This is a genomic window from Nocardia sp. NPDC058114, assembly GCF_042884695.1.
Classification (GTDB): domain Bacteria; phylum Actinomycetota; class Actinomycetes; order Mycobacteriales; family Mycobacteriaceae; genus Nocardia.
In genome coordinates, this window is the sequence record NZ_JBHVTK010000003.1 from 42,320 (window position 1) to 69,025 (window position 26,706).

Below are 26,706 nucleotides of genomic sequence, written 5' to 3' on the forward strand. Positions count from 1 at the left end.
GGCGACGATGACGGCTATGTGGTTCGGGTTAGCAGCGATCGCACTCGTGGGTGCGGTCGTCCTGCTGTATTTCGATCGGGTCCAGCGGCAGCGCACCGGACACGCGAGACAGGTGTGGGCGAAGTCCCAGGGCTACACCTACGTGTCGGTGGAGCCCGCGCTCGCCTCGACGTGGCGCCGTGGCGCGCTGGCCAAGCTCGGCTATCTCTCGGCGGTCGACGTGGTCTCCGGTATTCGCAAGGGCGAGAAGTTCGTGCTCTTCGACCTGGAGGACGCCGCGACCCTGGTGGCCGTGCGACGCCAGATCGGCTCCGAGATCGATGTCGACATGCGGCTCAAGACCGCCGCGCCGCCGAAGGACCACGATCTGGAACTGCTCGGCGCCATCGGCGACCGGGTCGTGTTCGCCACCGACCCCGAGATCGCGCGCCACGCGGTGGACCAGCGGATGGTCGGCTTCATCGAGTCGCTGTCCGACACCGTGCAGATGCTGTGGAGCGAGGGCAACTGGACCCTCGGCATGCTCCCCGTCGGCAGCGGATCCAAGGACTGGGAGACCGCCATCGACGTGGTGCTGCGCCTGTCCGGCCTGCTGCACGTGCTGCCCCCGGTGGCCGAGCCGAACGAGTTCACCCGGCCGCGGTCGAGTGCCAATCTCGCACCCGGTTTCCGACCCGAGTACGACGACGAAGACGACGATCGCGAATTCGCCGCGGGCCGTGCGGAATACGCCGATGTGGAAGAACGTGGCCGCGCCCGTTTCCCCGGCCCCGACGAACTCGACTCCGATGACGAGCCCTTCGCCCCGCGTGGTTCCGCGGCCCGCCTGCCCGATGACGACGAGCCCTACCGTGGCGCCCGCTTCCCCGAAGTCGACGCGCCCTCCGCGCCGCGTGGCTCCGCCACCCGCGACGTAGACGATCGCGCACCGATCGGCGGACGCGCCCCCGCTCTGCCCGCCGACTACGACCCCGATCTCGACGACCCCGAGTTCGAAGACCAGCCCGCGCCCGGCCGCCGCCCGCTCGGCGAACCGCCGAAGCGCCCGTCGCTGGCCGTCGTCCCCGAGCCGCGTCCCCGCCCCGAGCCACCGCTCGACGACGCGGAATCGGGTCAGCCGGGCGGACCGTTCCACCCCGGCTTCCGCCCCTACCAGGGCCCTGTTCCGAAGTGATCCACCTGCCGCGGTAGTCGTCGCGGCACCCCGTCGACCGGAATCGACCAGCGATGTCTGATAGTCCTTCACGTCTGCCCGGCGTGCGCCGCCCCGTCGCGATGATCACCGGACCGACGTCCGGCATCGGGCAGGGTTTCGCCCACCGTCTCGCCGCCCTCGGCTACGACCTGGTCCTCGTCGCCAGGAACGAGGAACGCCTGCGCGCACTCGCCGACGATGTGGCCCGCCGTTTCGCCACGTCGGCCGAAGTCGTGGTCGCCGACCTGGCCGATGACGACGATCGCGCTCGCGTCGCGGCCAGAGCAGCCCAGGGCATCGAATTCCTCGTGAACAACGCGGGTTTCGCGCATTCGGGTGAGTTCTGGACCCTCGAGCCCGCGGAGCTGCAGGCCCAGCTCGACGTCAACGTCACCTCGGTCCTGCAACTCACCAGGGCGGCCCTGCCGCCGATGGTCGCGGCGGGCGCGGGTTCGATCGTGAATGTGGCGAGCGTGGCCGGGTTGATCCCCGGACGGGGGTCGACCTACTCGGCCTCCAAGGCCTACGTCGTATCCTTCACGGAGGGTTTAGCGGGTGGATTGGTGGGCACCGGTGTCCGCATCCAAGCGCTGTGCCCCGGATTCGTGCACACCGAGTTCCACGAGCGCGCGGGCATCGAGATTAATTCGCTGCACGAGCGCCTGTGGCTCGACGTCGACCAGGTCGTCGACGGGTGCCTGCAGGATCTGGACTCCGGCCGGGTGATCAGCGTGCCCGGCGTGCAGTACAAGGTGCTCACCGCGGTAGCGGGCTTCATCCCGCGCACCCTGGTGGCCCGCATGAATCGCGGACTCTTCAACGCACGCGGAAGGACATGACTTAGATGATCGACCAAGCACGTCAGGCGCTCACGAAGGCCGATCGCGACCAGCTGGCCGCCCTCGTGCGCGAGCTCGCGGTCGTGCACGGCAAGGTGACGCTGTCCTCGGGCAAGGAAGCCGACTACTACGTCGACCTGCGCCGCGCGACCCTGCATCACCAGGCGGCGCCGCTGATCGGGACGCTGCTGCGTGAGCTCGTCGCCGACTGGGACTTCGACGCTGTCGGCGGGCTCACCATGGGCGCCGATCCGGTCGCGATGGCCGTGATGCACGCGCCGGGCCGTCCGATCGACGCCTTCGTGGTCCGTAAGGCCGCCAAGGCGCACGGCATGCAGCGCCAGATCGAGGGCCCCAACATCGTCGGCAAGCGTGTGCTCGTCGTCGAGGACACCACCACCACCGGCAACTCGCCGCTCACCGCGGTGCGCGCGTTGCGCGACGCGGGCGCGATCGTGGTCGGCGTTGCCACCGTTGTCGACCGGGAAACCGGTGCTGACCAGGTGATTGCCGAGGAGGGGCTGGAATATCGATCCATCCTCGGTCTCGACGATCTCGCCCTGGGATAGCCTGAACAACGCCGAACCCGGATGACGACGTGGTCTGTCCGGAAAGTCTGAAGGACGTGTGAGTCACCTGTGGTGAGCATTGCAGTAAACAAAGGTCGCGACAACGTTGCGATGCTCGGGATCGGTGCCTACCGTCCGCAGCGCATCGTCACCAACGCCGAAGTGTGCGAGACCCTCGACTCGACGCCCGACTGGATCTTCGAGCGCACCGGTATCCACAACCGGCGCTGGATCAGTGGCGACGAGACGATCCGGTCGATCGCCGCGGCCGCCGGTGAGCGCGCGCTGAACAACACCCCGATCGATCGATCCAAGATCGGCGCGGTCGTCCTGTGCACGTCGAGCTGGCTCAAGCTCACCCCGCACGGCGCCCCCTCGGTGGCCTTCGACCTCGGGCTCAACGGGGTTGCCGCCTTCGATTTAACGTCCGGCTGCGGTGGCTTCTGTTACGGGCTCGGTGTGGCCGCCGACCTCATCCGCGCAGGCTCGTTCGACTATGTGCTGGTGATCGGCGCCGAGACGATGACCGTCGGCCTCGACCCCACTGACCGCGGCACCGCGATGATCTTCGGTGACGGCGCGGGCGCTGTGGTCGTCGGTCCGGCCGAGGACAACGGCATCTCCCCGACAGTCTGGGGCAGCGACGGTGAGAACGCCGAAGCCATCGCACAGGACGTCGATTTCCTGGAGTACATGAACAAGGCGCAGGCCCTGCAGGGCACCGATCCGGCGGTCGAGGCCGTCGGCCGGATGTCGCTGCACATGGAGGGCCCCAAGGTCTTCCGGTGGGCCGCGGTCACGTTGCCGCGCGCGCTCTCCGCGGCGCTCGAGACCTCCGGCGTGGCCAAGGAGGACATCGAGGTGTTCGTCCCGCACCAGGCCAACGCCCGGATCAACGAGCTGATGAAGAAGAACCTCGGCCTGGCCGAGAGTGTCCCGATCGCCAACGACATCGAGAACACCGGCAACACCTCCGCCGCCTCCGTGCCACTGGCGATCGAGGAAATGCTGGTCACGGGCAAGGCGAAGGGCGGTCAGCTCGCGCTGCTGCTCGGCTTCGGCGCGGGTCTGAGTTACGCGGGCCAGGTAGTGACGCTGCCGCCCGCCCCGAAGGAACCGAGCTTCTGACATGCGAGGGCTGCGCGCCGCTTATCTAGGGGCGGCGGCGGTCACCGTGTTCGGTGCCGTCACCGGCCGCGACCGCCTGCAATGGGTCGCCAAGCCACTGCTGATGCCGCTGCTCGCCGCCGACACGGTGGCCGGCGGCGTCGATCTCGATCCGGCCGAACGCCGGCTGCTGCTCGGCTCGCTGGCCGCCGCGACGGTCGGCGATGTGCTGCTGCTCGACCCCGACGACGACCGCCGCCTCATCGCGGGCGCATCGTCGTTCGCGGTCATGCAAACCGGCTACTCCCTGCTGTGGTGGAAGCGCGGTGCCCGGCCGCGCCCCGAGATCGCCCTCCCGCGCGTGGTGGCCTGGGTCGGTGCGGCGGGCTTGCTGCGCGCCAAAGCCCCGAACCTCGTTCTGCCGCTCACCGCCTACGGCGCGACATTGGGAACGGCCGCGACCCTCGCTTCGGACCCGGCTCTCGCCCCGGATGCGAAAAACATCGCGGGCCTGAACATTCCGAACTCCGACCCGCGCAGTCGCTACGGCGTCGGGGCCCTGCTGTTCACGATCTCGGATGCGCTGATCGTCGTGCGCCGCCTCTTCGCCCGCGACGACCGCACCCGCCGGATCGCCGAGGGCGTCATCCTGGCGACCTACGCCTGCGCGCAATACCTGCTCACTGTCCCGCCTCCCCGTGATCGGGGCCGAACGTAGGATCTCGCACCGGTAGCGTCTCGCGTTCCCGCTCGCCGGTGAGTTCGTGATACTCGGTGTCACACGGCGCTAACTCAGGTGTCGCCGGGCCGCAACACCTCGCGCGCACGCTTCCTAGATGAGTGGGGAAGCGCAGTTCATCGAGGTGCACGGGTATCGCCGGGCGTTCCGGATGGCCGGAACCGGTCCGCCGCTGCTGCTCATCCACGGCATCACCGACAGCTCGGGGACGTGGGCGCCGGTCTTCGACGCGCTCGCCGAGCATTACACCGTGATCGCACCTGACCTGCTGGGCCACGGCGAATCGGACAAACCGCGCGGTGACTACGCCGTGGCGGCCTACGCCAACGGCATGCGCGATCTGCTCAGCATCCTCGGCATCGAGCGGATCACCGTCGTCGGGCACTCGCTCGGCGGCGGTGTCGCGATGCAGTTCGCCTACCAGTTTCCCGAGAAGGTGGAGCGGATCGCACTGGTGTGCCCGGCGGGAATGGGTGCGGGGGTGCACCCCGCGTTCCGGCTCGCGACACTGGCGGGCGCAGGCCCGGCGCTGATGGCGATCACCAGCTGGCCGGTCCGCACCGCGGTGACGGCCGCGGTGCCGATCGTCACCGCACTGGGTGGCCTCGGCCTCGGTCCCGACGCCGAATACGTGCTCCGCCTCTACGGCCACCTCTCCGACTCCGGCGCTCGCAACGCCTTCCTGCGCACCATTCGCGCGGCCGCCGACCGCCGCGGCCAGACGATCACCATGCTCGACCGCGGCTATCTCGCCGCCCACCTGCCCACGCTGGTCGTCGGCGGCACCCGCGACACCGTCATCCCGTCGGGTCACGCGGATCGCGCGCACCGCGCCTTTCCGGGCAGTCGCATCGAAATCTTCGCGGGCGCAGGTCATTTCCCGCATCATTTCGACCCCGACCGCTTCGTCGCGCTGATCCGCTCGTTCATCGAGGAGACCGACCCGGCCGTCTTCGACCCCCTGCGCTGGCAGCGCACCCTCCGCCGCGGTCGCCCGATCGTCGGTCTCCCGTCACCCGCGCCGTCGAACAACCCGGAGCCCGCTGTCGACCCCGCGCGGACGAACGGACACGCCCCGCTCACAGCGCCAGGATGATCCGATCCCGGTCCTGCGGGTCCACCCGAATCGGAACTGTCTGTCCGACAACCATTCTGGGCTTGTGCACCGGCATCACGTCCACCACGATCGTCCCGTGGTAGCTCTCGGACCCGGGCACCGTGAGCTCTACCTCGAACTCGGTGAGCTCACTCGCGTGATCGGTCCGGCTCAACGGGTGCACCCCGTCGATGCGCGCCCACCCCTCGAGCCCGTGCCTGAGCAATCGCCGATCCGCCCGCGTCGGCATCGAAGCCCACGTCATCGCGATCCCGCACGCCGAACCGAACAGCCCGACCATGATCATCACCTGAAACGGTGCGGTGCCCGGCGGCGCGTGCGGAGCCAACCACCCCAACCACACCGCGAGCGCGATCAGATACCCCGCCACGACGCCGATCAGCGCCCGCGAAACTCGCGCATGATCCATCACGCTCACCACCGAAAAGACTCTGTCCCTCCAGGATAAACGGCGATTCGGGGCGGTCGCGATTACGCTTCGGTCATGAGTTACCCGGACAACGGGCCCCAGGGCTACCCGCAGGGCTATCCCCAGGGCTACTACGGCCCGCCGCCCGAGCATCCGCAGGCCACCACGGTCCTCGTCCTCGGCGTGCTCGGCATGTCGCTGTGTGGGTTGTGCGCTCCGTTCGCCTGGCTCAAGGGTCGCGGCGTGCTCGCTGAAATCGATGGCTCCGGTGGGCAGATCGGTGGTCGCACGCAGGTGTACGCCGGCTACATCCTCGGCATCGTCGGTACGTGCTTGCTGGCCTTCACCGTCCTGATCTTCGGCGTCGCCCTGGTGCTGATGATCGTCGGCGCGATGGCCGATTCCTCGTCGTAGCGAGGCCCCGCCTAGCATTGCCGGGTGAATGAAGCAGAGGTCGCGGGCCCGACCGAGTGGGGCGAGCACCCGCACGGCCTCGGTCCGTGGGAGCAGGAATACGACACCCCCGTCCCCACCGACGCGCGCTATGACCCTGTTCTGCTGGCCGAGGGCGACCGCCGCAACGTCGTCGACACCTACCGCTACTGGACCCGCGAGGCGATCGTCGCCGACATCGACGCCCGCCGTTTCCCCTTCCATGTGGCCATCGAGAACTTCGGCCACGACGCCAACATCGGCACCGTCGTTCGTACCGCCAACGCCTTCGCCGCCGCCGCGGTGCACATCGTCGGCAGACGGCGCTGGAACCGGCGTGGCGCCATGGTCACCGACCGCTACCAGCACCTCGTCCACCACAGCGACCTCGCCGAACTGCGTGAGTTCGCCGCGCGCGAGGGCTTGACGGTGGTTGCCGTCGACAATGTGCCCGGCGCGGTCCCGCTCGAGACCGCCGAACTGCCACGCGAGTGCCTGCTGCTGTTCGGCCAGGAGGGTCCCGGCGTCAGCGACGACGCGAAAGACGCAGCGGCCCTGACCGTTTCGATCGCCCAGTTCGGCTCGACCCGCAGCATCAACGCCGGTGTCGCCGCGGGCATCGCCATGCACGCCTGGATCCGTCAACACGCCGACCTGTCTGCGGCCTGGTAACGGAATGGGCACGGAATGTCGGTACCACCTGGCACCATGGAGCCATGACCTCGCGCAGCGGCCGGCGCCCCCAGCCCTCTGATCGCGCCGGATCCGTGCCCACCCCGGCGCTGTGGTCCGAGCGTGCCGACATGGCCGAGTCCGCGATCGTCTCGCGGCATCTGCGGACGCTGTGGGGTTGTCCCGGAACGGAATTGGGTGTTGTCGGCTGGCCGGCGACTCGTCGCGAACGAGCGTTCGCGGGCTGGCACTACTGGTGGCAGGCCCACCTGCTCGACGTCGCGGTCGACGCCGCCAATCGTGTCCCCACCCCCGCCCGCCGCAGGCGCATCGGCGCGATCGCCCGCGGCATCCGGCTACGCAACATCACCGGCTGGACCAATCGCTACTACGACGACATGGCCTGGCTGGCCATTGCCCTGGAACGCGCCGAGCGCACCCAGGAACTCACCTCGGCGCGCAGCGGCCTGCTCGCCCTCGAACAGAAGCTCTACGGCGCCTGGGAACCCGAGGTCGGCGGCGGTATTCCGTGGCGGATCAAATCGGACTTCTTCAACGCCCCCGCCAACGGCCCGGCGGGCATCGCGCTCTTACGCCTCGGCCGGGTGGAGCGCGCCCGAGAGATGGCCGACTGGCTCGACGCCACCCTCCGCGACCCCGAATCCGGCCTGATCCTCGACGGGATACACCTACCCTCGGGCGAGGTCGAACGCCCGGTGTTCAGCTACTGCCAGGGAGTCGTGCTCGGTCTGGAAACCGAGCTGGCCGTGCACACCGACGACGACGAACGTCACATCGAACGAGTCAGCGGCTTGCTGGCCGCGGTGGAAGAACACATGACCACCCGCCTGGTGATCAATGGTGGCGGCGGCGGTGACGGTGGGCTGTTCAACGGCGTATTGGCGCGCTACCTCGCGGTGGTCGCCCTGATGTTGCCCGGCGAGGGCAAACAGGCCGAAACTGATCGGCGCACCGCCGCGGCCATCGTCAAAGCCTCGGCCACCGCCGCCTGGGCCAATCGGCTCGAGTTCGAAGGCGAGCCGCTGTTCGGATTCGACTGGAGCAAGCCGGCCAGGCTGCCGGGCGGCACCGCGGGCGCGGGCAAATTCACCGCGGGCGGTTCGGTGACGGCCTCGGCGGTGCCCGAACGCGACCTGTCCGTGCAGCTGGCCGGCTGGATGTTGATGGAAGCGGCCTACCAGGTCACCGCGGCCGGGCTGTAGCTCAGCGCTCGGACTCGACCGCGACGCTCGGCTCGAGGTCGTAATCCTCGACCGGCCGCGCCATCTCCTGGCGATAGTGCCGGATACCGAGGACGGTGCCGACGATCAGACCGACGACCAGCGTGCCGATCACCGCGGGCATCAGCCACGGAACCTGTTCGAGGAACTCGCCCGCGTAGTACCCGATCAGCAACAGCACCGGCGCCCAGATAACCGCGCCGAGCGTGCTGGCGACGGTGTAGCGCCGATGATCCATCCCGGCCGCACCCGCCACCATCGGGCACAGCGTGCGCACCCACGGAATCCAGCGGGCCACCAGTACCGCGAGGAACCCGTGCCGTTCGAGCAGATCGGTGACCTTGGCCAGATTCTTGGTGTTGATATATCGGCCGTTCTTGCGCGCGACCAGGCGGTGCCCGGTTCGCGCCCCGACGACATAACCCACCTGATTGCCCGCGATCGCGGCGAGCATGGTGCCCACCGACAACGCCCAGACCTGCGCTTCGCCATTGGCGTGCGAGGCGAGCACGATGCCCGCGGTGATCAGCATGGAATCACCGGGCAGGAACAGCCCGATGATGAACGCGCATTCGAGAAAGACGAAAACTAGCACCACCGTGCAGACCACAGCGGGGCCTGCTGAGATCAGCGGATCGAAGCTGCCCATAGCGAGGGTCGACGGTACTGCGGTCACAGGGATCAGTGCGTCTCGTTCGTCGAAGCAGCCAGCTCGCCGCTCTCCGCCGACGCGCCCGGTGCGTTGCGGCGCTCGAGCACCTTCTTACCGACCGTGATGATCGCGGGCAGGATCGAGACGAACACGATCAGCAGGAAGATTCCCTCGATGTGGTCGCGGATGAACGGCACATTGCCGAGGAAGTAGCCGAGGATCGTGACGCCGCCACCCCACAGGACCGCGCCGACGATGTCGAACGCCACGTACTTGCGGTAGCTCATCTGCGACACACCGGCCAGCACCGGCATGAACGTGCGCACGATCGGCACGAACCTGGCCAGGATGATGGTCTTGGGGCCGTGCTTCTCGAAGAACTCGTGTGTCTCGGTGACGTAGTGCTTCTTGAAGAAGCGGCTGTCTTCCTTCTTGAAGATGGCCGGACCGATCTTTCGGCCGATCCAATACGCACACTGGTCGCCGAGGAAGGCTGTGAGAATCACCAACGGCACGAGGACCCAGATCGAGAGGGTCGAGCCCGGTTGCGCGGCGAGCATGCCGCCGGTGAACAGCAGCGAGTCACCTGGCAGCAACGGGAACAGCAAACCGGTCTCGATGAAGACAATCGCCAGGATGGCGGGCAGCACCGCGTTCGCGAGCCAGGTCTCCTGGAGTAGATACATCGGGTCCAGCAACTGGGTCAACGCAAGGTTGGTCGTCACCGCATCGGATACCGCCAGCAAAGTCACGGCCCCCACAGTACCGGTCCGATCTGTGACATGAGTGCCCTGCGGGTGAACCTCAGCCCACCGGGTGATCTCGCGTTCGCCTTCCTAATTTAGGGTGTGGCCTGACAGAATTGGTTTTTGCTCCCCACAAGACGGAGGTCACTGCTGTGCCTATCGCGACCCCGGAGGTCTACGCCGAGATGCTCGGCCGGGCCAAGGCGCACTCGTTCGCGTTCCCGGCTATCAACTGCACGTCGTCGGAGACGATCAACGCCGCCATCAAGGGCTTCGCCGACGCGGGCAGTGACGGCATCATCCAGTTCTCCACCGGTGGTGCCGAGTTCGGCTCCGGTCTGGGCGTGAAGGACATGGTCACCGGCGCGGTGGCACTGGCCGAGTTCGCGCACATCGTCGCCGCGAAGTACGACGTGACGATCGCGCTGCACACCGACCACTGCCCCAAGGACAAGCTGGACACCTATGTGCGTCCGCTGATCGCGATCTCGCAGGACCGCGTGAACGCCGGCCTGAACCCGCTGTTCCAGTCGCACATGTGGGACGGCTCGGCCATCCCGATCGACGAGAACCTCGAGATCGCCCAGGAGCTGCTGAAGGCCTGTAAGTCGGCCAACATCATCCTCGAGGTCGAGATCGGTGTGGTCGGCGGCGAGGAAGACGGCGTCGAGGCCGAGATCAACGACAAGCTCTACACCTCGCCCGAGGACTTCGAGAAGACCATCGCCGCGCTCGGCGCGGGCGAGAACGGGCAGTACCTGCTGGCCGCCACCTTCGGCAACGTGCACGGTGTGTACAAGCCGGGCAACGTGGTGCTCAAGCCCGAGGTGCTGGCCGAGGGGCAGCGCGTCGCGGCCGAGAAGCTGGGCCTCGAGTCCGGTGCGCAGCCGTTCGACTTCGTGTTCCACGGTGGTTCGGGCTCGCTGAAGTCCGAGATCGAGGACTCGCTGCGCTACGGCGTGGTGAAGATGAACGTCGACACCGACACCCAGTACGCCTTCACCCGCCCGGTCGCCGGTCACATGCTCGCCAACTACGACGGTGTGCTGAAGATCGACGGCGAGGTCGGCAACAAGAAGGTCTACGATCCGCGCAGCTACCTGAAGAAGGCCGAGACCTCGATGGCCGCGCGCGTGACCGAGGCCTGCAACGACCTGAAGTCGGCCGGACGCTCCGTGAGCAGTTTCTGATTTTCGTACCAACCAACGGGGCCCGAGCTCATGAGTCTTGATGTCCGTGTGCTCGGGCCCGTCCGACTGCTCGTCGGCGGCGAGCCGGTAGCGGTCGGCGGGCCCAAGCCGCGCGCCCTCCTTGCCGCGCTCACCGTCAATCGGCGGCGCGCGGTGTCTTCTGCTGTGCTCGCCGAGATGGTCTGGAACGAGGACCCGCCGGATTCCTACGCGGCCAGCCTGCAGGTGTTCGTGTCGAACATCCGTAAAGCGCTGCGCAACGCCGGGATCGATTCCGCGCAGGTGCTGCGGACCGAGGGTGCGGGTTATCGGCTCGAAATCCCCGATACCGCATGCGATCTCGGACGTTTCGAGAGTGCGCGCGAAGCGGGCTCGCGGTGTCTGGACGTCGGTGACCACCCAGGTGCCGCCAACCTTTTCGGTGCGGCGCTGCGGGAATGGACCGGGCGGGCACTGGCCGACCTGGCCGGATTGCAATTCGCCGACGGGTTCGCCACCGCGATGAACGAGGAGCGGCTACTGGCCGTCTCCGCGCGCGTCGATGCGGAAATCGCCTGTGGCCGGGCGTCGTCGGTGATCGGCGAGTTGGTGTCGATGACCAACGAGCATCCGCTGCGCGAGCCGCTGTGGGGGCAGTTGATCACCGCGCTGTATCTGTCCGGGCGGCAGGCGGACGCGCTGGAGGCGTGCCGGCGGGTGCGCAACGTGCTGGCCGAGGAGCTGGGAATCGACCCGGGGGCCGCGCTGATCGAGCTGGAGCGGCAGGTGCTGCGCCAGGAGCCGTTGAATGTGCTGGCGTCCAGGCGATCTGACCAGGTGGCCGCGGCGATGACCGAGACCGTCACCGAGGTGCCGCAGTCGATTCGCAACGGCAATCTGCGGTTCGCCGATGGGCGGACGCTGCCGATTCCCCACGGGGGGATCAGGATCGGCCGGATGACGGATAACGAACTCGTTCTCGATGATCCGAAAGCGAGCCGGTATCACGCGCACATCATGCCCAGCCGTGCCGGGCTGCTGATCAAGGATCTGCACTCGGCCAACGGGGTTTATGTCAACGAGGTGCCGATCGACAACGGGGCACTGCTGGCCGACGGGGACGTAATCCGTATCGGCGGAACGGTTCTGGTGTTCATCGCGGTGAAGTAGGGGTGGGTCCGCTCGGCCTGGGTCGACGGTCGGGTGCGGCGCAGCTCGATTGATTGCCACTCGGGATCAGGGGCTGGTCACCGCGCTCTGTCGGTTGGCTCGGTAGCGGCCAGGAGTACTGCCGATGATGTTCGTGAAGGCGGTGATGAAGCCGCTGGGGTTGGCCCATCCGCAGGCGTAGGCGGTTCGAGTGATGTCGTATCCATCGGCGAGAAGCACGAGGGCGTGGTAGATGCGTAGCTGGGTGCGCCACTCGTAGAAGGTCATGCCGAACTCGTTGTGTAACAGCCGGCTGAGGGTGCGGGCGCTGGCACCGATCGCCCTGCCGAGCTCGGCCATCGAGCTGTTGTCCGCCGGGTTGTCGGACAGTTTTCGCGCGAGGGCCCGCAGGCGGTCGTCCCGTGGTTCCGGCAGGTAGAGGGGCTGCTCCTGCGTCTCTCTGAGTTCGTCGACGAGGACCCGAAGGAGACGGGTGCGCGCCGAAGGGCTATAGCCCGGCGCGGCGTCGCCGTATATGTGCGGCCCGGTCAGGGCGAGCAGGAGCTCACGCGCGAGGTCGGTGGCCGAGAACACCGCAGGCCGGTCCGGTATGCGCCTGGCCAGGGACGCCGAGACGAAGACGATCCGCATGTCCGTGTTGCCGTGGGCGCTGTGCCGGTGGGTGATTCCAGCGGGTGTCCACGCAATCCGGTCGGCGGGAACGATGGAGATGCCGTGGTCGGTGTGGACGGTCAGAACGCCGGTGGCAGCGTAGACCAGGTGCCCGCGTGCGTGCGACTGCACGGAGCTGGAGCCGCCCGACAGCCACAGGTGTCGTCCGCCGGACGGCCACACAAGCGAGGTCACGCCCGTGGGATCGGTCGGTTGGCGAGGAACGGGCATCAGGAGGCAGTTTATCGGTGGCGCGCCGGCCTGCGGAAGTGGTGATCTGGTCTGGTCCTTCGTGAGTGATCCAAAAAGGGAGATCTGCCATGGCAACGTTCATCCTCGTCCCCGGCGCGTGGCACGGCTCCTGGACGTTCGAGGCGGTGACTCCGCTGCTGGAGGCCGCCGGGCACACCGTCCACGCCCTGACCCTGACGGGACTGCGGCCCGACGAGGATGACCTGACTGTGGCACGCGCCAACCTCGACACACACGCCGATGACGTCGTGCGCCTGCTGGAGACCGCGCAGATCACCGCCGCGACGCTCGTCGGACACAGCTATGGCGGGATGGTGATCTCAGCCGCGGCCGACCGCGCCGCGGGCCGCATCTCGCGTCTGGTTCATCTCGACGCCTACGTTCCGCGCGACGGCGAATCGTGTTGGTCCTTGACCACCGAGGCCTACCGGCAGTCGTTCGTCGATGGCGCGGCAGACACGGGTTACGCCGTGCGCCCACCGTTTCGGGCCCCGCACGGCGGCGAACCTCGCCGCCGCCCCCACCCACTGGCCTCCCTTGTCCAGAGAATCCGACTCACCGGCGCCGTCGATCGCATCCCCCGGCGCGACTTCATCTATTGCTCCGGGTGGGAAGACGACACTCCCTTCGCCGGACTCCGCGCCCGGCTCCGAGCCGCGCCCGGCTGGCACGTCCACGACATCCCATCCGGCCACCACGCGATGCGCGAGGCCCCAGGTGCCGTCGCCGACCTACTGCTGAGGTGAAGAGTGGGCGTGCCGCACCGCAACAGCCCGCCGACCGCAGAAGGTCCGAGCGGCCGGTGGGGCTGCGTGCACCCAGGAGTCGTGGGAGCGGGCCGGGTGGTGGGTTACGTCAGGCGGATTTCGGCTGCCGCTCGGCCGAAGAGCTTGCGGCCCTCCGAGATTCCGCTCAGCAGGACGGTTGCCGCGCGGCGATCGCTGTCGATCGACTTGATCTTTCCGGAGAATTCGATGACGCCTGCCTCGGCGGGGGGAACCGGAACGAATCCCGAGAAGCGGACGCTCAGTTTCTCGATGGCGGTCGGGTCGCCCAGCCAGTCGGTCAGGTACTGCGCGGCCAGGCCCATGGTGAGCAGGCCGTGCGCGACCACGGTGGGGAGCCCGGCCAGTTCGGCGGCGCGGTCGCTGAAGTGGATCGGGTTGGGGTCGCCGGAGACGCCGGCGTAGTTGGCCAGGTCGCCGCGAGTCAGGCGGGCGGTGGCGGGGGGAAGTTCGGTTCCCTTTGTCAGAGAGTCGAATTCGGGGGTGGTGTTGACCGCGACGGTTTCGCGCGCGGGGAGTGCGGGGGCAGGGCCGGTGTGGCGGATCAGGAGATCACCCGCGCCGACGCCGCCGATGGTGTCGGGGCGCGGGTGCATGCTGATGTTCTCGACGGCCTCGACGATATTGGGGTCGACCTCGATGCCGCGGCGGGCCACGATCGTGGTGGTGCCCTGCACGGCGACCTGGTCGTGCTGGTTGCGCAGCTTGAAGCCGACGTTGATGAAGTCGTTGTCGCCGAACTGGCGGATCGACTCGATCTCGATCTCGGTGCTGATCCGGTCGCCCGCCAGCATCGGGTGGAACAGCTCGAAGACCTGGTCGGTCTGCAGCACCTGCGACAGGTCGTACTCGGTGAGCACGCTGTCGAGCAGGGCGCGGGTGGCGGTCATGCCGATCACCGACGCGAAGGTCGGCGGGGCGATCACCCCGTCGTAGCCGAGCTTGCGCGCGTCGACTTCCTGCTGATGGGCGGGGTGCAGATTCTGCACCGCGCGAGCGAATTCCCGGATCTTCTCGCGGCCGACTTCGTAGTGATCGCGGAACGCGAAGCGCTGACCGACCAGCGTCGCATCCGGGACCACAGCATCGATGTCCGGCTGCTCCACTGTCTGTTCCCTGCTCATGATCCGGAAAACTCTACTTGTTCACCCATCTGGATCACCAGTTATGTGTGACCCGTCATAGCAGGCAGAACTGCCCACTACGACGGGTCTACGCACGATCAGGGAGTGCCCGCGGGATCACACACCTTCCAGCTACCGTCGGTGCGCTGCAGGTCGAACGTCCGCGCGGTCCGTTTCGACGGATCCGCCGTGGTGTACACCGTGGCCTGGGCCAGGGCGGTGTCACCGGTGATCCGGACCGCGTCCACGCTGTCGACGACCGGAATGGAACCGCGCTCGGTCGAGACGTCGTGCACGCCCTTGAACTGCTCGGGACTGATGCCCTGATAGAACGTGTGCAGCTCGCCACACGTGCTCGCCCGCAGGTCCTCCAGGTCACCGCTGCGCAGCGCGTCGGTGTAGTCCCCGATCACCGCTTTCACCTGTCCCTCGGGCGAATCGTCCGCACCGCCCATCAGTGCCACGACCGTCGCGATCAAGGCGACGACCAGCACCGCGGCGCCACCGGCAGCCAGCAGCCACTTCTTGGACCGCTCGGCGCCGGGCGCACCGGCCTCCTCGCCCTGCGCGACCCCGATCCGCTGCGGCGGCGCCACCTGCCGCTGACCCTCGGCCAACTGCTGGGCGGGTCGAGTCGGCTGGATATCCGCGGGCGAAGGCGCCGATCCACCTGTCCGCTGCGGCGCACCCGGGCCGCGAGGCGGCGACGGCTGAGTCTCCTCGACTCCCTGCTGGTCCGAATCGGCCGCGGCGGTGCCACCGGGGGACTGGTTGCCCGCAGCCGCGAGTCCTGACAGACCGGCCGCAGCGGGCCCGAACTGCTGGGGACCGGCGGGTCCTCGCTCGCCGGTAGCCGCCGGGCCCTGCTGACCGGCGGGCCCGTGCTGGCTTCGGCCCTGTTGTCCTGGACCGACAGGCCCGGGTCCGCCGGGCCGCGAGCCGGCAGGCCCTTGCTGGCCGCGTGCTGGTCCCTGCCCGTATTGGCCGGGACCCGACGGTCCCTGCTGTCCCGGACCCGCGGGGTGCTGTCCGGGGCCGGTAGGACCGCCGAGCCCGGGCTGTCCGGCCTGTCGGGGACCGGCGGGACCGCGGGGCGTATTCGGCGGCGGCGTCATCGCGGGCCGCCCACCGGCGGGTGGCACCACCCGGTCGGTTCCGCCCGGCCCGGCGGTCTTCGCCCGCTGCACCGGCATCGCGGTGGTCGGCGCATCCGCCGCACTCACCGTCCGCATCGCCACAGTCCGATCCTCGGACCCGGAGCCCGCGTCCTCGGGCCCACTGGTCTGGAACTTCTCGGTCGAGTCGACATCAACCGGCTTGTCGCCCCGCGAGTCACCCTGTCCCGCAACAGCACCGGACTGCACGGCCCCGGACCCTGCTGCCCCGGACCCGGCGGCTGCGGACCCGGCGGCTGCGGAACCTGCTGCCCCGGACCCTGTGGCCGCGGACCCTGTGGCTACGGACCCTGCCGCCGCGGACTGTGCGGCCGTGGATCCTGCTGCCCCGGACCCTGTGGCTGCGGACCCTGTCGCCGCGGACCGTGCGCCTGCTGCCTCGGCGTCCGCCGATTGCTCGGCAGGTGAGGGTGCGGTGCTCGCGGGCCGTGAAGCTGTGGATCCGGTGGTCGTGACCGAGTCGGCTTCGTTGTTCGTCTTCGCCGCGGCGGTCTGGTCGTCCTTCTGCTCTGCGGTGGCGGACGCATTCGAATCAGCTTCGGCTGCGGTCCCTTCCGCGGAGCTGTCGCCGTCCTGCGCCCGTGTGTCGGAGCTGTCCTCGGCGTTCGACGTCGAGCCTCGCGCATCCGACGTCTCGTCGGATCCGCCGCTCGCCGCCGCCGCGGCACCTGCGGCGACGGCGCCTGCCGCCGCTGCTCCCACCACCGCGCCACGTGCGGTGGTGTCATTCGGTGTGGGTTCGTCGCCGTACTCCGCATCCGACGCCGCCGCGAGATCGGCCCTGTTCATCGCGGCAGTCGGCACATCGGCCTGAGCCGATTTCGCCTGGGAGCCACCCATTTTCACCGTGCGGTCATCTGCCGAACCCCCGCGCCCCACCGACGGGTTCCGCCCGGGAATCGGCATCGCGGTCGTCGGCGCGTCCGGTCCGGCGATGTCGGAACCCTGCTCGTCCCGAGCCGCTGGGCCCGAAACCTTCGCTCGGTCGTCCCGGCTCCCGCCGGGCAACCCCTTCGACAATCCGGCCAACGGCGAGCCGCCGTCAGCTGAATCCTGTTCCGCCCCTTGGTCCGCTGATCGGCCATTCGATCCCGAGGGCGCGTTCCCCTGCCGCCCGGCGGAAGGCGAGCCACCACCGGGTCCGCCGACTCGCGCCTCGCCACCCGATCCGGCGGGCTGCGATCCACCGCTCACATTGCTCGGTGCGCCCGCCTGCCGAGCGCCGGGCGCACCGGCGTTTCCACCCTCGACGCGAGGTCCACCGGCCCGCTGCGAATCTGGACCACCGCCCGGTCCGTACCCCGGATTCGGTCCACCACCTTGAGGGCTGGGCCCGCGCCCCGCTTGCGGCGATCCCGGGCCACCCGGCCCACGGCCCGCGGGCGGTCCACCCGCTTGCGCTGAACTGGGCCCGCCGCTCGGTCCGCGTCCCGCCTGCGGTCCACCCGCTTGCGGCGAACCCGGGCCGCTCGGCCCGCGTCCCGCTGGTTGTCCACCTGGCTGCTGCGAACCGGGACGACCGCTCGGCCCGAAACCCGCCTGGGGTCCACTCGGCCCGCGTCCCACGTGTGGTCCGCCGCCCTGCGGCGAACCGGGCCCGCCGGCCGGGCCCGCGGCACGCGGCCCGTTCTGGCCCGAATACGGTTGTGCACCGGGCGTATTGCCCGGGCGGCCTGAAGGTTGTTGAGTACCAGCAACATTGCCCGGCTGTCCCGTTCCCGGCCGCGCCCCACCGGGCGTGAACCCCGGGCGGCCCCACGACTGCTGTGCACCCGGTCCCGAAGACTGTTGCCCGCCAGGCACAGTGCCTTGTCGCGCGGAACCCTGTCCGGCGCCGGGCGCAGTGCTGTCCGGCCGCCCACCAGCGGCGTTACCCTGCGGCGCGCGAGGTCCTTCTTGTACAGATCCACTCTGCGCCCGCGATCCACCGGAAGCCAAGGGCCCACCCGGGCGCTGAGGAGCACCGGGTGCATCGGGACCACTCGGGCGCTGAGCACCACCAGGTGTATCGGGACCACCCGGGCGCTGAGCACCTCCGGGTTGATCGCCCTGCCCCGCGGCGGGCTGCGTCCCACCGGAACGTGCGTCCTGCACGCGCGCACCGTCATCGGGTCGACCCGGCAGATCTCCTCGCCGGATCACCACGGTCTCATCAGGACCCACCGGCGGTCTCGTCGCCCGGTCCGGCTCGGTGACCGACTCCGGTGCGCCGGGAGGGGACGCGGACGAATCGTCACGCTGGCCGGGCGCGCCGGGACCGGCGGACTCTGCTGCCGGGTTGTTCTCGTCGGTCGGGTCGGACACCTCTGTACCCCTCGCTCAGGCTCGAACGTTGCACTCTGCGCTCAGCCTAATAGGCACAGCGGCGAAGCGGTCCCAAGTCTCGCGCGCACGGCGGCGGCGAAGAGACAGGCAGGCTCCCGAGGTGCGACCGCCGAGTGGTCGCGAGCTTGCGCGCGCGATCGGAGCGAAGGGCGACAGCCGACGTCGCAGGGCGGGGTTCCGGGCGTGCCGCGCACAGCCCGAGCGACGGTGAAGGCATGCGTGACGGGCGCTGCGCGGGCGAGACCGCCGGTCGCTGAGCGGCGGGCCGGTCGGCGACTGCCACAGCCTCGGTGCACAATGAACCCATGACCTCCTTCGGTGACCTGCTCGGACCGCAGCCGGTCCTCCTTCCCGAACTGATCGACGCCGAGGACGCCATTGCCGCGGGCACCGACCCGGTCGATGTCGCCGCGCAGTTCCCGGCCGCGTCGATCGCGTGGGCCCAGCTGGCGGAAGCCGCTCTGCAGCGCGCCGGCGGCGAGGTGAACCACGACACCGTCGCGGCATACGCCTTCGCCCGCACCGGCTACCACCGCGGCCTCGACCTGCTGCGGCGCAACGGCTGGAAGGGTTTCGGCCCCGTCCCGTGGAGTCACGAACCCAACCAGGGCTTCCTGCGCAGCGTCGGCGCGCTGGCGAGCGCCGCGAAGACGATCGGCGAGACCGAGGAGTACGCGCGCTGCCTCGACCTGCTCGAAGACTGCGACCCGCGCGCGGCGAACGAACTCGGCCTGGACTGAGCCAGTGGCCGGGTCCGAGTCGTAGGTGAGCGAACACAAGCCTTTCGTCGCTGTTGCCACTCCGGTTGTCGCGGCCGCCAAGGTCAGCACCGTCGGCCGGTACCGGGCGTCGATCGAGCGCCTGCGGCTCTCGGCGATTCCGATCATCCAGTGCGCGCTCGGCGCCGGGCTGGCGTGGTTCATCGCCCACAACCTCGTCGGCCACATCGAACCGTTCTTCGCGCCGACCGCCGCGGTGGTCTCCATCGGTATCTCGTTCGGTGCGCGAGTGCGCCGGTCGGTGGAACTGGTGGTGGGCGTCGCGGTCGGCATCGGCATCGGCGACCTGTTCATCGCGCAGGTCGGGACCGGCGTCTGGCAGGTGGCCCTGGTGGTCGGCGGCGCCATGTCGGTGTCGGTCTTTCTCGGCAGCGGCGCGCTCATGACCATGCAGGCGGCGGGTTCGGCCGTGCTGGTCTCGACCTTGAATCAGGCGCCCGGCGCGGGTCCGAACCGCATGATCGACGCCTTGATCGGCGGACTCGTCGGTGTGGTGATGGTCGCGCTGATCCCCCTGCACCCGGTGCGCCGCGCCCGCGAACACGCTGCCGGCGTGCTGTCGGTGATGAGCAAATCGATGATCACCTGCGCCGAGGGCCTGCTCGAACAGAACTCGACGAAGGTCTCCGACTCGCTGTCGGCGGTGCGCGACACCCAGCCCCAGATCGACGCCCTGCGCGACGCGCTCGCGGGCGGCCGTGAGATCAGCCGCATCTCACCGCTGTACTGGAACTCCCGAAAGCGTTTGGAACGCATCCACAACGCGGCCGATCCGCTCGACAACGCCGTTCGCAATACCCGCGTGCTGCTGCGCCGTTCGCTCACTCTGGTCCGCGACGACGAGGTCCTCGATCCGCGCCTGATCGACCTGGTCGATCAGCTGGGCCACGCCACCGACGTGGTCCGCAAGATGATGCTGGCCGATCCGGGCGAGCAACCCGATCAGGCCGAAGCTCTCACCTCGTTGCGCGGCGTCGCCAAGGCTGCCCGCCCCGAACTCGTTGTCGGGGCGGGATTGTCGGCGCATGTCGTGTTCGCGCAGCTGCGCTCGATCGTGGTGGATCTGATGGTGGTGTGCGGAATGCAGCGCATCTCGGCGATCGCCCTGCTTCCGCCCACTGTGCCCAATCCGTATGTGACGCCCGAGGAGTGACTTCAGTTGCCGACGGGGGAAACGCGTGGGCGCCCCGATCGCAGCGAGAAACGCTTGCGATCGAAATCCCACGCCCGGTAGATCGGCCACTGCGAGGTGTGCATGATCCAGGCGCCGGTGATCACCGCGCGGTGGAACGGCACGATGGCGTAGCCCTGATTGGCGATGGTCTGCAGGCCGCGCAATTGGTACTGCCACCACACGTCCGGCGGGGTCTTGCGACGGCGCGCGGAGATCTCGGCCCGCAGCGTCGGCAGCTGGTCGATGCGCAGCTTCGCCTTCGACAGGCACAGCGCCAGGTCGAGGTCTTCGTGCAGGTCGCGACGGGTGGTGGTGGCGGCACGCACCTGGTCCCACGCCGAGCGCCGGATCGCCATATTGGCGCCGTGCACATTGCCGACGGGCTGGGTCTTGATCATCCCCAGCCGTTCCTGGCCGCCGATCGCGGCCGCGAGGAAGATGCCGATGGGGGAGTCGTGATAGGTGCTGATGCCGGTCACCGCCATGGTGTCCGAGTAGGAGTCGAGGTGGGCGCGCACGGTGGCGCCCCACTCGGGGGAGACGAGGGTGTCGGCGTCGATGCGGCCGAGGTAGTCCCCGCGAGCCTTGTCGAAGCCGGTGTTGCGAGCGAACGCGACGCCGGGCTGCGGCTCACAGATCAGCTCGATCTTGGGATGTCGGGTGGCGAGTTCGGCGACGATCTCGCGGGTGTTGTCGGTGCTGCCGTTGTCGACGACGACGATCTCATCGATCGTGTCCTGGTCGACGAGGCGCTCGAGGCATGCGGTGATGCCCGCTGCTTCGTCGAGCGCCGGGATGACGACGGACAGGACAGCGGACGATCCGGTGGAGCTCATACGCAATTTCCGTTCCAGGGTCGATGCTGACCCGAGGCTAACGCCAGAATCGGGTCAATTGGCCACCATAGGCGGCCCACACCTCAGGTACCCCGGACAGTTCGAACAATGCGTAAACACCGTTGAAAAACACCTGACTCAGCGGGGTGAAAAAGATGACAGCGAACAGGATCAACATGCCGTAGGGCTTGAACTGATCGAGCGAGCGCCGGGTCTGGTAACTCAGCGACGGCTCGATGATGCCGTAGCCGTCCAGCCCCGGCACCGGCAGAATGTTCAGCAGAAACGCCGTGATCTGCAGAAACGCCAGAAAGCTGAGCCCGCACCAGAACGCGGGATGCTCGGCGACCGAGCCGAAAGCCCGGATCACGATCAGCAGCACCACCGCGCACAGCGCGTTCGACGCGGGTCCGACCGCGCTCACCAGGCGCTGCACACTCGTCTTGAACCGTGTCGTGTCCACATACACCGCACCGCCGGGCAACCCGATGCCACCGAGCGCGATGAACACCAGCGGCAGACCGATCGACAGCACCGGGTGGCTGTACTTCAGCGGATTCAGCGTGAGATACCCACGCACCTCCACCTCGTGATCGCCTGCCCGCCACGCCACATACGCGTGGGAGAACTCGTGCAGGCACAAACTGATGATCCAGCCGAACACCACGAGCACGAAGACGCCGACCTTGGCGCGCACCGAATCGATGTCGGCGTCCCAGGCGAGCGCACCGCCGCCCACGGTGATCAGGACGATCAGCAGGAAAACCGGGCTCGGCCGGACCGCGCTGTGCCCGGACCGCCGATCCGAGGGGAAGGAATAGGTCATCGCACCAATAGCCAGGGTTGTTCGAATCGATAGAAGGTCGAGCGGGGGACGGTGCGTTCGGCGGTGATCCCGTCGCGGGTGACGACCGCCCCCGGCGTCCCGAGCTGGGCGGCGCGGCCGGACACCCAGGTGCGCTTGCGCAGGCCCTTGCGCACTCGCGCGCGGACGCCGGGCATGGTCATCGTGGGCGAGATCAGCATCGTGGTGACCTTGCCGGTGAACAGCAGCGTGTCGTCGACATAGGCTTCGCCCTCGAGCTTCGCGCCGTCCACACCGGTGATGCTCGCGCGGCCGACCAGCACGGTGCCGGTGTCGTCGCGGATCAGCGGGGTCTCGATCGCCCGGCCCTCTACCGCTCGCTTCGCGGCGCCGTTGCCGGTTCCGGTCTGATAGACCCGCGAGGCGTAGGTGGTGTCGACCGGGACGAAACCGACTTCGACGTGCAATCGCTCGGTGCGCATCAGATGGGTGAGCACGGCCGCGAGCGAGGCATCGGCGCCGAGCACGATCAGGCGCGGCAGGCTGTCGGCAGCCAGCACCGGAAGCAACTCGTCGATCACCGCGACATCGGGGACACGCCCGGTCTGGGTGTTGGGTAACGAGGAGAGCGCGATCGGGACCGGCATTTCACCGCATCGGAGAACGTGGGTACTCAAACTGCGGTACACCCTCCTCGGTCACGCAAAATCACTGCCGACTGGTAACCGTAACCGATCAGGGCAGGTGCGGTAGGGCGGGGTCGAACCGCTCCGGCGGGGCAGGTCGACGGGACCTGATCAGGCGTCGGCTAGACTGTGTCTCCGGCCACCGCCTCAGTACGGCAGGTAGCTGCAGTGCCGCGTGTGCTGCCGTCGATCTGTAGGAGACTCCGAAATGCCGGCAATCGTCCTCATCGGTGCCCAATGGGGCGACGAGGGTAAGGGCAAAGCTACAGACCTGCTCGGTGAGCGGTTGCAGTGGGTGGTCCGATACCAGGGCGGCAACAATGCCGGCCACACGGTGGTTCTTCCCAATGGCGACAAGTTCGCGCTGCACCTGATTCCGTCCGGCATCCTCACCCCCGGTGTGAAGAACGTCATCGGTAACGGTGTCGTCGTCGACCCGGGCGTGCTGCTCGACGAACTGGCCGGTCTGGAAGAGCGCGGAGTCGACACCTCCGGCCTGCTGCTCTCCGCTGACGCGCACCTGATCATGCCGTATCACGTGGCCATCGATAAGGTCACCGAACGCTTCCTCGGCAACCGCAAGATCGGCACCACCGGTCGCGGTATCGGTCCCTGCTACCAGGACAAGGTCGCCCGCGTCGGCGTCCGGGTGGCAGACGTGCTCGACGAGAAGATCCTCACCCAGAAGGTCGAAGCCGCCCTGGAGTTCAAGAACCAGGTGCTGGTCAAGATCTACAACCGCCGCGCGCTCGACCCGCAGCAGGTGGTGGACGAGGTGCTCGAGCAGGCCGAATCGTTCAAGCACCGCATCTCCGACACCCGGCTCGAGCTGAACCTGGCGCTCGAGCGCGGCGACACCGTGCTGCTCGAAGGCTCGCAGGGCACGCTGCTCGACGTCGACCACGGCACCTACCCGTTCGTCACCTCGTCGAACCCGACCGCGGGTGGCGCGGCGGTGGGTTCGGGTATCGGACCGAACAAGATCGACACGGTGCTCGGCATTCTCAAGTGCTACACCACCCGCGTCGGCTCCGGCCCGTTCCCGACCGAGCTGTTCGACAACTTCGGTGAGTTCCTGGCCAAGAACGGCGGCGAGGTCGGTGTCACCACCGGTCGTGCGCGGCGTTGTGGCTGGTTCGACGCGGTGATCAGCCGGTACGCCACGCGCGTCAACGGGGTCACCGATTACTTCCTCACCAAGCTGGACGTGCTGTCCGGGCTGGATACGGTGCCGATCTGCGTGGCGTACGAGATCGACGGCAAGCGGGTCGAGCAGATGCCGACTACGCAGACCGAGTTCCACCACGCCAAGCCGATCTACGAGGAGCTGCCGGGTTGGTGGGAGGACATCTCCCACGCCCGCACCTTCGAGGAGCTGCCCGCCAACGCCCAGGCTTACGTGCTGCGGCTGGAAGAGCTGTCGGGTGCGCGGATCTCGTGCATCGGTGTGGGTCCGGGTCGCGACCAGACGATCGTTCGGCACGACGTGCTCGGGTGATGTGAGCCTGGGAAACCAGTCGGAGGTCCGGTGCCGGTTACGGCACCGGACCTTTGTTTTGGGTGGGGTTCCGAGTATCGGTACTGGTCAGGGCGGTGTGCGCGAATTATGTGGACTCGCTATCGATTTGTGGCATCCAGCTGGCTAACGCTATCGTCGCGGGGCGGCACGCGGGGACGTGCCGTTCTCCTCGAGTGTTAGCGGGTGTCGGCGTGATCCGTCGGTCTGTGAATGTGAACTCTTCGACGGTGCGGCGGGTCGCTCGGCCGGTGATCGGGGTGGTGCCCATGGCGTTGGCCCTCGCCTGTGCGGGCGTCGCTATCGCGGTGCCGCAGCCGGGTGTGAATGTGGCTCCGGTGCAGCCGGGTGTCACCACCGAGTCGCCTGCCGACGAAGGCGGTCGCTCGGATCTGGCGAAGTTCGACGGTCCGGATTCGCTCGGGCATCTCACGCCTGAGCGTCCGGAGTCGCGCCCGGTGCCGGAGTACACCACCCCGGCCCCGCCGATCGTCATCGAGGAGCTCCACCTTCCGGAGCCGGTCGAGCCGGTGGCCCCGATCGCCCCGCCCGAGCGGACACTGCGCATCGGCGACTTCACCAGCCCGGTCCCGGACGAGGTTCCGAACGACGTCCTCGATGGTGTGAACGGCACCGCCGCCGACGCCGAAGCCGCGATCGCCACCCAGGGCCGCTCGGTCGGCATCAACCCGAGCCGCTCGGACAAGATCGCCGCGGCGACCGTCGGTGGCGCGCTGGCCGGAGCCGCGATCGCGGGTGTTCCGGCTGCCGCGGTCGGCGCGGTCGGCGGCGGCCTCATCGGCGCCGGCATCGGTGCCGGGGTCGGCTTCGCGGTGGGCGCCGCGGGCACCGCGGGTGCGGCCGCGATTCTCGGTGCCGCGGCCGCGGTCCCGACCGCGGGCGCGAGCGCCCTGGCGGCGATTCCCGCGGGCTTTGCCCTGGCGTGGCCGATCGCAGCCGCCAGCACCGGTGCGGGCGCTGCCATCGGCGCCGCGGCGGGTGCGGCTACCGGCGCCGCAGTGCTCGGCGTCCCCGCAGCCGCGGCGGGTGCCGTCGCAGGCGGCGTGCTCGGCAGCGGTTACGGCGCGACTCTCTGATCGGTTGTCGGCCGGGCTCACCCATCGCCCGGTCCGGTCGGAACTCCGGCCGGACCGGGCGCTCGGCGTAATAGGTCCCCAACCGCACGGCCGTAGTCCTGCGATCCCGGTGGGAATCGGCCCCCGGCGACCACTTCGGCGTCGGAATACTCGCCGGGGTAGCGTCGAGAAGGGTTTCGGACGGAGGTGGATGATGGCTCTGCGACGTGGGTCAGCCGCGGCGGCTCTGCTCGCGCTGGCGGTCCTGCCCGCTTGCGCCGCCCCGGACGACCCGGCTCCCTCGCCCAGCGTCTCCCCGGTGAGTTCGGCGCCGCCGCCCGCGCAGACTCTCGCCCCCTCGCAGCAGCGCAACGAACGCATTCGCGGGATGCTCTATACCGTCGGTTGCACGAGTAACAGCTGCGTCCAGGTCTATTTCGCGTGTCTGGACGGCTACCTCACCGGTGAGCCGTGCCAGTTCTTCCGCGATCACCCACCACCGCCCTGATTACTGTGTGCGGGTGAGGAATTCGCCGACGGCGGGGGCGAGGATCGAGATCTTGGGGTTGTGGCTCACGCCGGGGAGTTCGGCGAATCGCGCGTTCGGGAGCACCTGGGCGGCGGCCTTCGAGCCCTTGATGAGCAGCGGTGCGGTGCGGTCGCCCGCCAGTACGAGCACCGGCACCTCGACTCCTCGCCAGTCGGCGGGGTCCAGCTTCTTGCCCTGCATGTACGGCTTCATCACGGCCCAGTCGTGCGCGGTCGAGTTCGACGTTGCCGTCAGCGTCTTCCAGAAGGGTGTCACCCGCATCGCCGCCACCATGAGCAACGGCATCCCCATCGCCTTGGTCATGTAGTACCGCACGGTCTTCCCGCGATCGCCCGCCGCGATCATCGGGTGCAGCTTGGCTGCCAGATCCTTCGGTGGCACATGGCCTTTCGCGTCGACCACGAACGGTGGCTCGAATGCCACCACCTCGGTGACGCCGGGCACGGACCGCGCTGCCAGCAGCGCCAGCGCGGCGCCGGAGGACCAGCCGAACAGCGCCGCTTTCCCGCCCGCGGCCTCGACCAGCGCCGCGATATCGGCGATCTCGTTGGCCGCGTCGTACACGCCGGGGGAGTCGGTGCTGTCACCGCGCCCGCGCCGGTCGTAGTTGAGCACCGTGAGCCCGTAGTCGTCGGCCAGCGCCTGCGCGAGTTCGACCATCGTGGGGAACGCACGGTAGCTGAAGGCGCCACCGATCAGGATGACGGTCCCGGCGGTCCCCTCACCGATCCGGTCGTAGGCGATCGTGGTGCCGTCGGCCGACGTCACAGTCTGCATGGGGGAATTCCTCTCGATAACGGGCCGCCGCGCTCGACGGTACGCGATCATCTCGACCGCAGGTCCGCGTGGGTTTCGCGGACCCGGCAGCTGGTACGAGCCGGGCGAGCTGATCTTGTTCGTTGAGACGGGACGCGT

General features: G+C 68.7%; 28 protein-coding genes. 18 read left to right on the forward strand and 10 right to left on the reverse strand.

The features are described from left to right. Positions 1-7: 7 nt before the first annotated feature. The 6 genes from ACFVVI_RS12665 (at position 8) to ACFVVI_RS12690 (ending at position 5,545) form a co-directional block, all read left to right on the forward strand. Complete coding sequence (locus tag ACFVVI_RS12665) at positions 8-1,174, forward strand: hypothetical protein (RefSeq protein WP_378995864.1); 1,167 nt, start codon at positions 8-10, stop codon at positions 1,172-1,174. 53 nt (positions 1,175-1,227) lie between these two features. After that, entirely contained in the window at positions 1,228-2,034 is an 807-nt protein-coding gene (locus ACFVVI_RS12670) for an SDR family NAD(P)-dependent oxidoreductase (RefSeq protein ID WP_387445445.1), read from the forward strand. 5 nt (positions 2,035-2,039) lie between these two features. Then, complete coding sequence (gene pyrE / locus ACFVVI_RS12675) at positions 2,040-2,603, forward strand: orotate phosphoribosyltransferase (RefSeq protein WP_358061648.1); 564 nt, start codon at positions 2,040-2,042, stop codon at positions 2,601-2,603. Between the two features lie 69 nt (positions 2,604-2,672). Beyond that, positions 2,673-3,731, forward strand: a complete 1,059-nt coding sequence (locus ACFVVI_RS12680; protein ID WP_378633570.1) for a beta-ketoacyl-ACP synthase 3 — start codon at positions 2,673-2,675, stop codon at positions 3,729-3,731. A 1-nt stretch (position 3,732) separates the two neighbouring features. Beyond that, the gene (locus ACFVVI_RS12685) at positions 3,733-4,428 is read left to right on the forward strand and encodes a lysoplasmalogenase family protein (protein ID WP_379313158.1); all 696 of its coding nucleotides are present in this window, start codon (positions 3,733-3,735) and stop codon (positions 4,426-4,428) included. A 118-nt stretch (positions 4,429-4,546) separates the two neighbouring features. After that, positions 4,547-5,545 (forward strand): alpha/beta fold hydrolase, encoded by a 999-nt coding sequence (locus ACFVVI_RS12690; protein ID WP_379313159.1) that lies wholly within the window; start codon positions 4,547-4,549, stop codon positions 5,543-5,545. On the opposite strand, the gene ACFVVI_RS12695 is transcribed toward ACFVVI_RS12690, so the two are convergent. Beyond that, positions 5,529-5,975: a hypothetical protein gene (locus tag ACFVVI_RS12695; RefSeq protein WP_379313160.1), complete on the reverse strand. Its 447-nt coding sequence runs from the start codon at positions 5,973-5,975 to the stop codon at positions 5,529-5,531. The two genes, ACFVVI_RS12690 and ACFVVI_RS12695, sit on opposite strands and share 17 nt — an antisense overlap. 75 nt (positions 5,976-6,050) lie before the next feature. Between ACFVVI_RS12695 and ACFVVI_RS12700 the strand changes: the two genes are divergently transcribed. The 3 genes from ACFVVI_RS12700 to ACFVVI_RS12710 all read left to right on the forward strand — a co-directional run bounded on the left by ACFVVI_RS12700 (position 6,051) and on the right by ACFVVI_RS12710 (position 8,302). Continuing rightward, positions 6,051-6,389, forward strand: coding sequence for a DUF4190 domain-containing protein (locus tag ACFVVI_RS12700; RefSeq protein WP_379313161.1), 339 nt, complete (start codon positions 6,051-6,053; stop codon positions 6,387-6,389). A 24-nt stretch (positions 6,390-6,413) separates the two neighbouring features. Next, positions 6,414-7,079, forward strand: coding sequence for a TrmH family RNA methyltransferase (locus ACFVVI_RS12705; RefSeq protein ID WP_387445450.1), 666 nt, complete (start codon positions 6,414-6,416; stop codon positions 7,077-7,079). Positions 7,080-7,210: 131 nt separating this feature from the next. Beyond that, the gene (locus ACFVVI_RS12710; RefSeq protein WP_379313162.1) at positions 7,211-8,302 is read left to right on the forward strand and encodes a glycoside hydrolase family 76 protein; all 1,092 of its coding nucleotides are present in this window, start codon (positions 7,211-7,213) and stop codon (positions 8,300-8,302) included. Between the two features lies 1 nt (position 8,303). Here ACFVVI_RS12710 and ACFVVI_RS12715 read toward each other — a convergent pair whose 3' ends face one another. Together ACFVVI_RS12715 and ACFVVI_RS12720 are read right to left on the reverse strand one after the other, a co-directional pair. Next, a complete protein-coding gene (locus ACFVVI_RS12715; RefSeq protein ID WP_378995916.1) occupies positions 8,304-8,969 on the reverse strand; it encodes a DedA family protein in 666 nt (221 codons plus the stop codon). 32 nt (positions 8,970-9,001) lie between these two features. Next, entirely contained in the window at positions 9,002-9,658 is a 657-nt protein-coding gene (locus ACFVVI_RS12720; protein ID WP_387445877.1) for a DedA family protein, read from the reverse strand. Positions 9,659-9,870: 212 nt separating this feature from the next. On the opposite strand from ACFVVI_RS12720, the gene fbaA reads away from it, so the two are divergent. Together fbaA and ACFVVI_RS12730 are read left to right on the forward strand one after the other, a co-directional pair. Next, complete coding sequence (gene fbaA, locus ACFVVI_RS12725) at positions 9,871-10,908, forward strand: class II fructose-bisphosphate aldolase (protein ID WP_378633585.1); 1,038 nt, start codon at positions 9,871-9,873, stop codon at positions 10,906-10,908. 30 nt (positions 10,909-10,938) lie between these two features. Beyond that, entirely contained in the window at positions 10,939-12,057 is a 1,119-nt protein-coding gene (locus ACFVVI_RS12730) for a BTAD domain-containing putative transcriptional regulator (protein ID WP_378995878.1), read from the forward strand. Positions 12,058-12,123: 66 nt separating this feature from the next. On the opposite strand, the gene ACFVVI_RS12735 is transcribed toward ACFVVI_RS12730, so the two are convergent. Beyond that, entirely contained in the window at positions 12,124-12,939 is an 816-nt protein-coding gene (locus ACFVVI_RS12735) for an AraC family transcriptional regulator (RefSeq protein ID WP_387445453.1), read from the reverse strand. Between the two features lie 89 nt (positions 12,940-13,028). Between ACFVVI_RS12735 and ACFVVI_RS12740 the strand changes: the two genes are divergently transcribed. Beyond that, a complete protein-coding gene (locus tag ACFVVI_RS12740; protein ID WP_387445456.1) occupies positions 13,029-13,706 on the forward strand; it encodes an alpha/beta fold hydrolase in 678 nt (225 codons plus the stop codon). 104 nt (positions 13,707-13,810) lie between these two features. Here ACFVVI_RS12740 and ACFVVI_RS12745 read toward each other — a convergent pair whose 3' ends face one another. Continuing rightward, complete coding sequence (locus ACFVVI_RS12745) at positions 13,811-14,869, reverse strand: fused (3R)-hydroxyacyl-ACP dehydratase subunits HadA/HadB (protein ID WP_387445458.1); 1,059 nt, start codon at positions 14,867-14,869, stop codon at positions 13,811-13,813. Between the two features lie 98 nt (positions 14,870-14,967). Next, on the reverse strand, positions 14,968-16,233 hold the full coding sequence (locus ACFVVI_RS12750; protein WP_387445460.1) for a hypothetical protein: 1,266 nt from the start codon (positions 16,231-16,233) through the stop codon (positions 14,968-14,970). A 148-nt stretch (positions 16,234-16,381) separates the two neighbouring features. Between ACFVVI_RS12750 and ACFVVI_RS12755 the strand changes: the two genes are divergently transcribed. The 3 genes from ACFVVI_RS12755 to ACFVVI_RS12765 all read left to right on the forward strand — a co-directional run bounded on the left by ACFVVI_RS12755 (position 16,382) and on the right by ACFVVI_RS12765 (position 20,301). Then, positions 16,382-16,858 (forward strand): hypothetical protein, encoded by a 477-nt coding sequence (locus tag ACFVVI_RS12755; protein WP_387445462.1) that lies wholly within the window; start codon positions 16,382-16,384, stop codon positions 16,856-16,858. Between the two features lie 1,816 nt (positions 16,859-18,674). After that, complete coding sequence (locus ACFVVI_RS12760) at positions 18,675-19,109, forward strand: DUF3151 domain-containing protein (RefSeq protein ID WP_378633595.1); 435 nt, start codon at positions 18,675-18,677, stop codon at positions 19,107-19,109. 25 nt (positions 19,110-19,134) lie between these two features. Next, entirely contained in the window at positions 19,135-20,301 is a 1,167-nt protein-coding gene (locus ACFVVI_RS12765) for an aromatic acid exporter family protein (RefSeq protein WP_378995891.1), read from the forward strand. A gap of 2 nt (positions 20,302-20,303) precedes the next feature. Here ACFVVI_RS12765 and ACFVVI_RS12770 read toward each other — a convergent pair whose 3' ends face one another. The 3 genes from ACFVVI_RS12770 to ACFVVI_RS12780 are packed head-to-tail and all read right to left on the reverse strand — an operon-like array spanning position 20,304 to position 22,610. Beyond that, a complete protein-coding gene (locus tag ACFVVI_RS12770) occupies positions 20,304-21,158 on the reverse strand; it encodes a glycosyltransferase family 2 protein (RefSeq protein WP_378995893.1) in 855 nt (284 codons plus the stop codon). 37 nt (positions 21,159-21,195) lie between these two features. After that, positions 21,196-21,984 carry a site-2 protease family protein gene (locus tag ACFVVI_RS12775; protein WP_378655872.1) on the reverse strand — a complete coding sequence of 263 codons (789 nt, stop codon included), beginning with the start codon at positions 21,982-21,984 and terminating at the stop codon, positions 21,196-21,198. Beyond that, a complete protein-coding gene (locus ACFVVI_RS12780; protein WP_378633606.1) occupies positions 21,981-22,610 on the reverse strand; it encodes a hypothetical protein in 630 nt (209 codons plus the stop codon). Before ACFVVI_RS12780 ends, ACFVVI_RS12775 begins: the two co-directional genes overlap by 4 nt. A gap of 247 nt (positions 22,611-22,857) precedes the next feature. Here ACFVVI_RS12780 and ACFVVI_RS12785 point away from each other — a divergent pair, with 247 nt between their 5' ends. From ACFVVI_RS12785 to ACFVVI_RS12795, 3 genes are all read left to right on the forward strand, one after another. Further along, positions 22,858-24,147 (forward strand): adenylosuccinate synthase, encoded by a 1,290-nt coding sequence (locus ACFVVI_RS12785; RefSeq protein WP_378995895.1) that lies wholly within the window; start codon positions 22,858-22,860, stop codon positions 24,145-24,147. A 233-nt stretch (positions 24,148-24,380) separates the two neighbouring features. Continuing rightward, positions 24,381-25,262 (forward strand): hypothetical protein, encoded by an 882-nt coding sequence (locus ACFVVI_RS12790; RefSeq protein WP_387445467.1) that lies wholly within the window; start codon positions 24,381-24,383, stop codon positions 25,260-25,262. A 193-nt stretch (positions 25,263-25,455) separates the two neighbouring features. Then, the gene (locus ACFVVI_RS12795; RefSeq protein WP_387445469.1) at positions 25,456-25,749 is read left to right on the forward strand and encodes a hypothetical protein; all 294 of its coding nucleotides are present in this window, start codon (positions 25,456-25,458) and stop codon (positions 25,747-25,749) included. Here ACFVVI_RS12795 and ACFVVI_RS12800 read toward each other — a convergent pair whose 3' ends face one another. Beyond that, positions 25,750-26,568, reverse strand: a complete 819-nt coding sequence (locus ACFVVI_RS12800) for an alpha/beta fold hydrolase (protein ID WP_378995901.1) — start codon at positions 26,566-26,568, stop codon at positions 25,750-25,752. It abuts the gene before it with no gap. Positions 26,569-26,706 lie beyond the last annotated feature (138 nt).

Excerpts from the sequence above, each read along its gene's own strand:
- ACFVVI_RS12665 (WP_378995864.1), top strand. The coding sequence starts at position 8 with ATGACGGCTATGTGGTTCGGGTTAGCAGCGATCGCACTCGTGGGTGCG.
- ACFVVI_RS12670 (WP_387445445.1), top strand. The coding sequence starts at position 1,228 with ATGTCTGATAGTCCTTCACGTCTGCCCGGCGTGCGCCGCCCCGTCGCG.
- pyrE (WP_358061648.1), top strand. The coding sequence starts at position 2,040 with ATGATCGACCAAGCACGTCAGGCGCTCACGAAGGCCGATCGCGACCAG.
- ACFVVI_RS12685 (WP_379313158.1), top strand. The coding sequence starts at position 3,733 with ATGCGAGGGCTGCGCGCCGCTTATCTAGGGGCGGCGGCGGTCACCGTG.
- ACFVVI_RS12690 (WP_379313159.1), top strand. The coding sequence starts at position 4,547 with ATGAGTGGGGAAGCGCAGTTCATCGAGGTGCACGGGTATCGCCGGGCG.
- ACFVVI_RS12695 (WP_379313160.1), bottom strand. The coding sequence starts at position 5,975 with ATGGATCATGCGCGAGTTTCGCGGGCGCTGATCGGCGTCGTGGCGGGG.
- ACFVVI_RS12700 (WP_379313161.1), top strand. The coding sequence starts at position 6,051 with ATGAGTTACCCGGACAACGGGCCCCAGGGCTACCCGCAGGGCTATCCC.
- ACFVVI_RS12710 (WP_379313162.1), top strand. The coding sequence starts at position 7,211 with ATGGCCGAGTCCGCGATCGTCTCGCGGCATCTGCGGACGCTGTGGGGT.
- ACFVVI_RS12715 (WP_378995916.1), bottom strand. The coding sequence starts at position 8,969 with ATGGGCAGCTTCGATCCGCTGATCTCAGCAGGCCCCGCTGTGGTCTGC.
- ACFVVI_RS12720 (WP_387445877.1), bottom strand. The coding sequence starts at position 9,658 with ATGTATCTACTCCAGGAGACCTGGCTCGCGAACGCGGTGCTGCCCGCC.
- ACFVVI_RS12730 (WP_378995878.1), top strand. The coding sequence starts at position 10,939 with ATGAGTCTTGATGTCCGTGTGCTCGGGCCCGTCCGACTGCTCGTCGGC.
- ACFVVI_RS12735 (WP_387445453.1), bottom strand. The coding sequence starts at position 12,939 with ATGCCCGTTCCTCGCCAACCGACCGATCCCACGGGCGTGACCTCGCTT.
- ACFVVI_RS12740 (WP_387445456.1), top strand. The coding sequence starts at position 13,029 with ATGGCAACGTTCATCCTCGTCCCCGGCGCGTGGCACGGCTCCTGGACG.
- ACFVVI_RS12745 (WP_387445458.1), bottom strand. The coding sequence starts at position 14,869 with ATGAGCAGGGAACAGACAGTGGAGCAGCCGGACATCGATGCTGTGGTC.
- ACFVVI_RS12760 (WP_378633595.1), top strand. The coding sequence starts at position 18,675 with ATGACCTCCTTCGGTGACCTGCTCGGACCGCAGCCGGTCCTCCTTCCC.
- ACFVVI_RS12770 (WP_378995893.1), bottom strand. The coding sequence starts at position 21,158 with ATGAGCTCCACCGGATCGTCCGCTGTCCTGTCCGTCGTCATCCCGGCG.
- ACFVVI_RS12775 (WP_378655872.1), bottom strand. The coding sequence starts at position 21,984 with ATGACCTATTCCTTCCCCTCGGATCGGCGGTCCGGGCACAGCGCGGTC.
- ACFVVI_RS12780 (WP_378633606.1), bottom strand. The coding sequence starts at position 22,610 with ATGCCGGTCCCGATCGCGCTCTCCTCGTTACCCAACACCCAGACCGGG.
- ACFVVI_RS12785 (WP_378995895.1), top strand. The coding sequence starts at position 22,858 with ATGCCGGCAATCGTCCTCATCGGTGCCCAATGGGGCGACGAGGGTAAG.
- ACFVVI_RS12795 (WP_387445469.1), top strand. The coding sequence starts at position 25,456 with ATGGCTCTGCGACGTGGGTCAGCCGCGGCGGCTCTGCTCGCGCTGGCG.
- ACFVVI_RS12800 (WP_378995901.1), bottom strand. The coding sequence starts at position 26,568 with ATGCAGACTGTGACGTCGGCCGACGGCACCACGATCGCCTACGACCGG.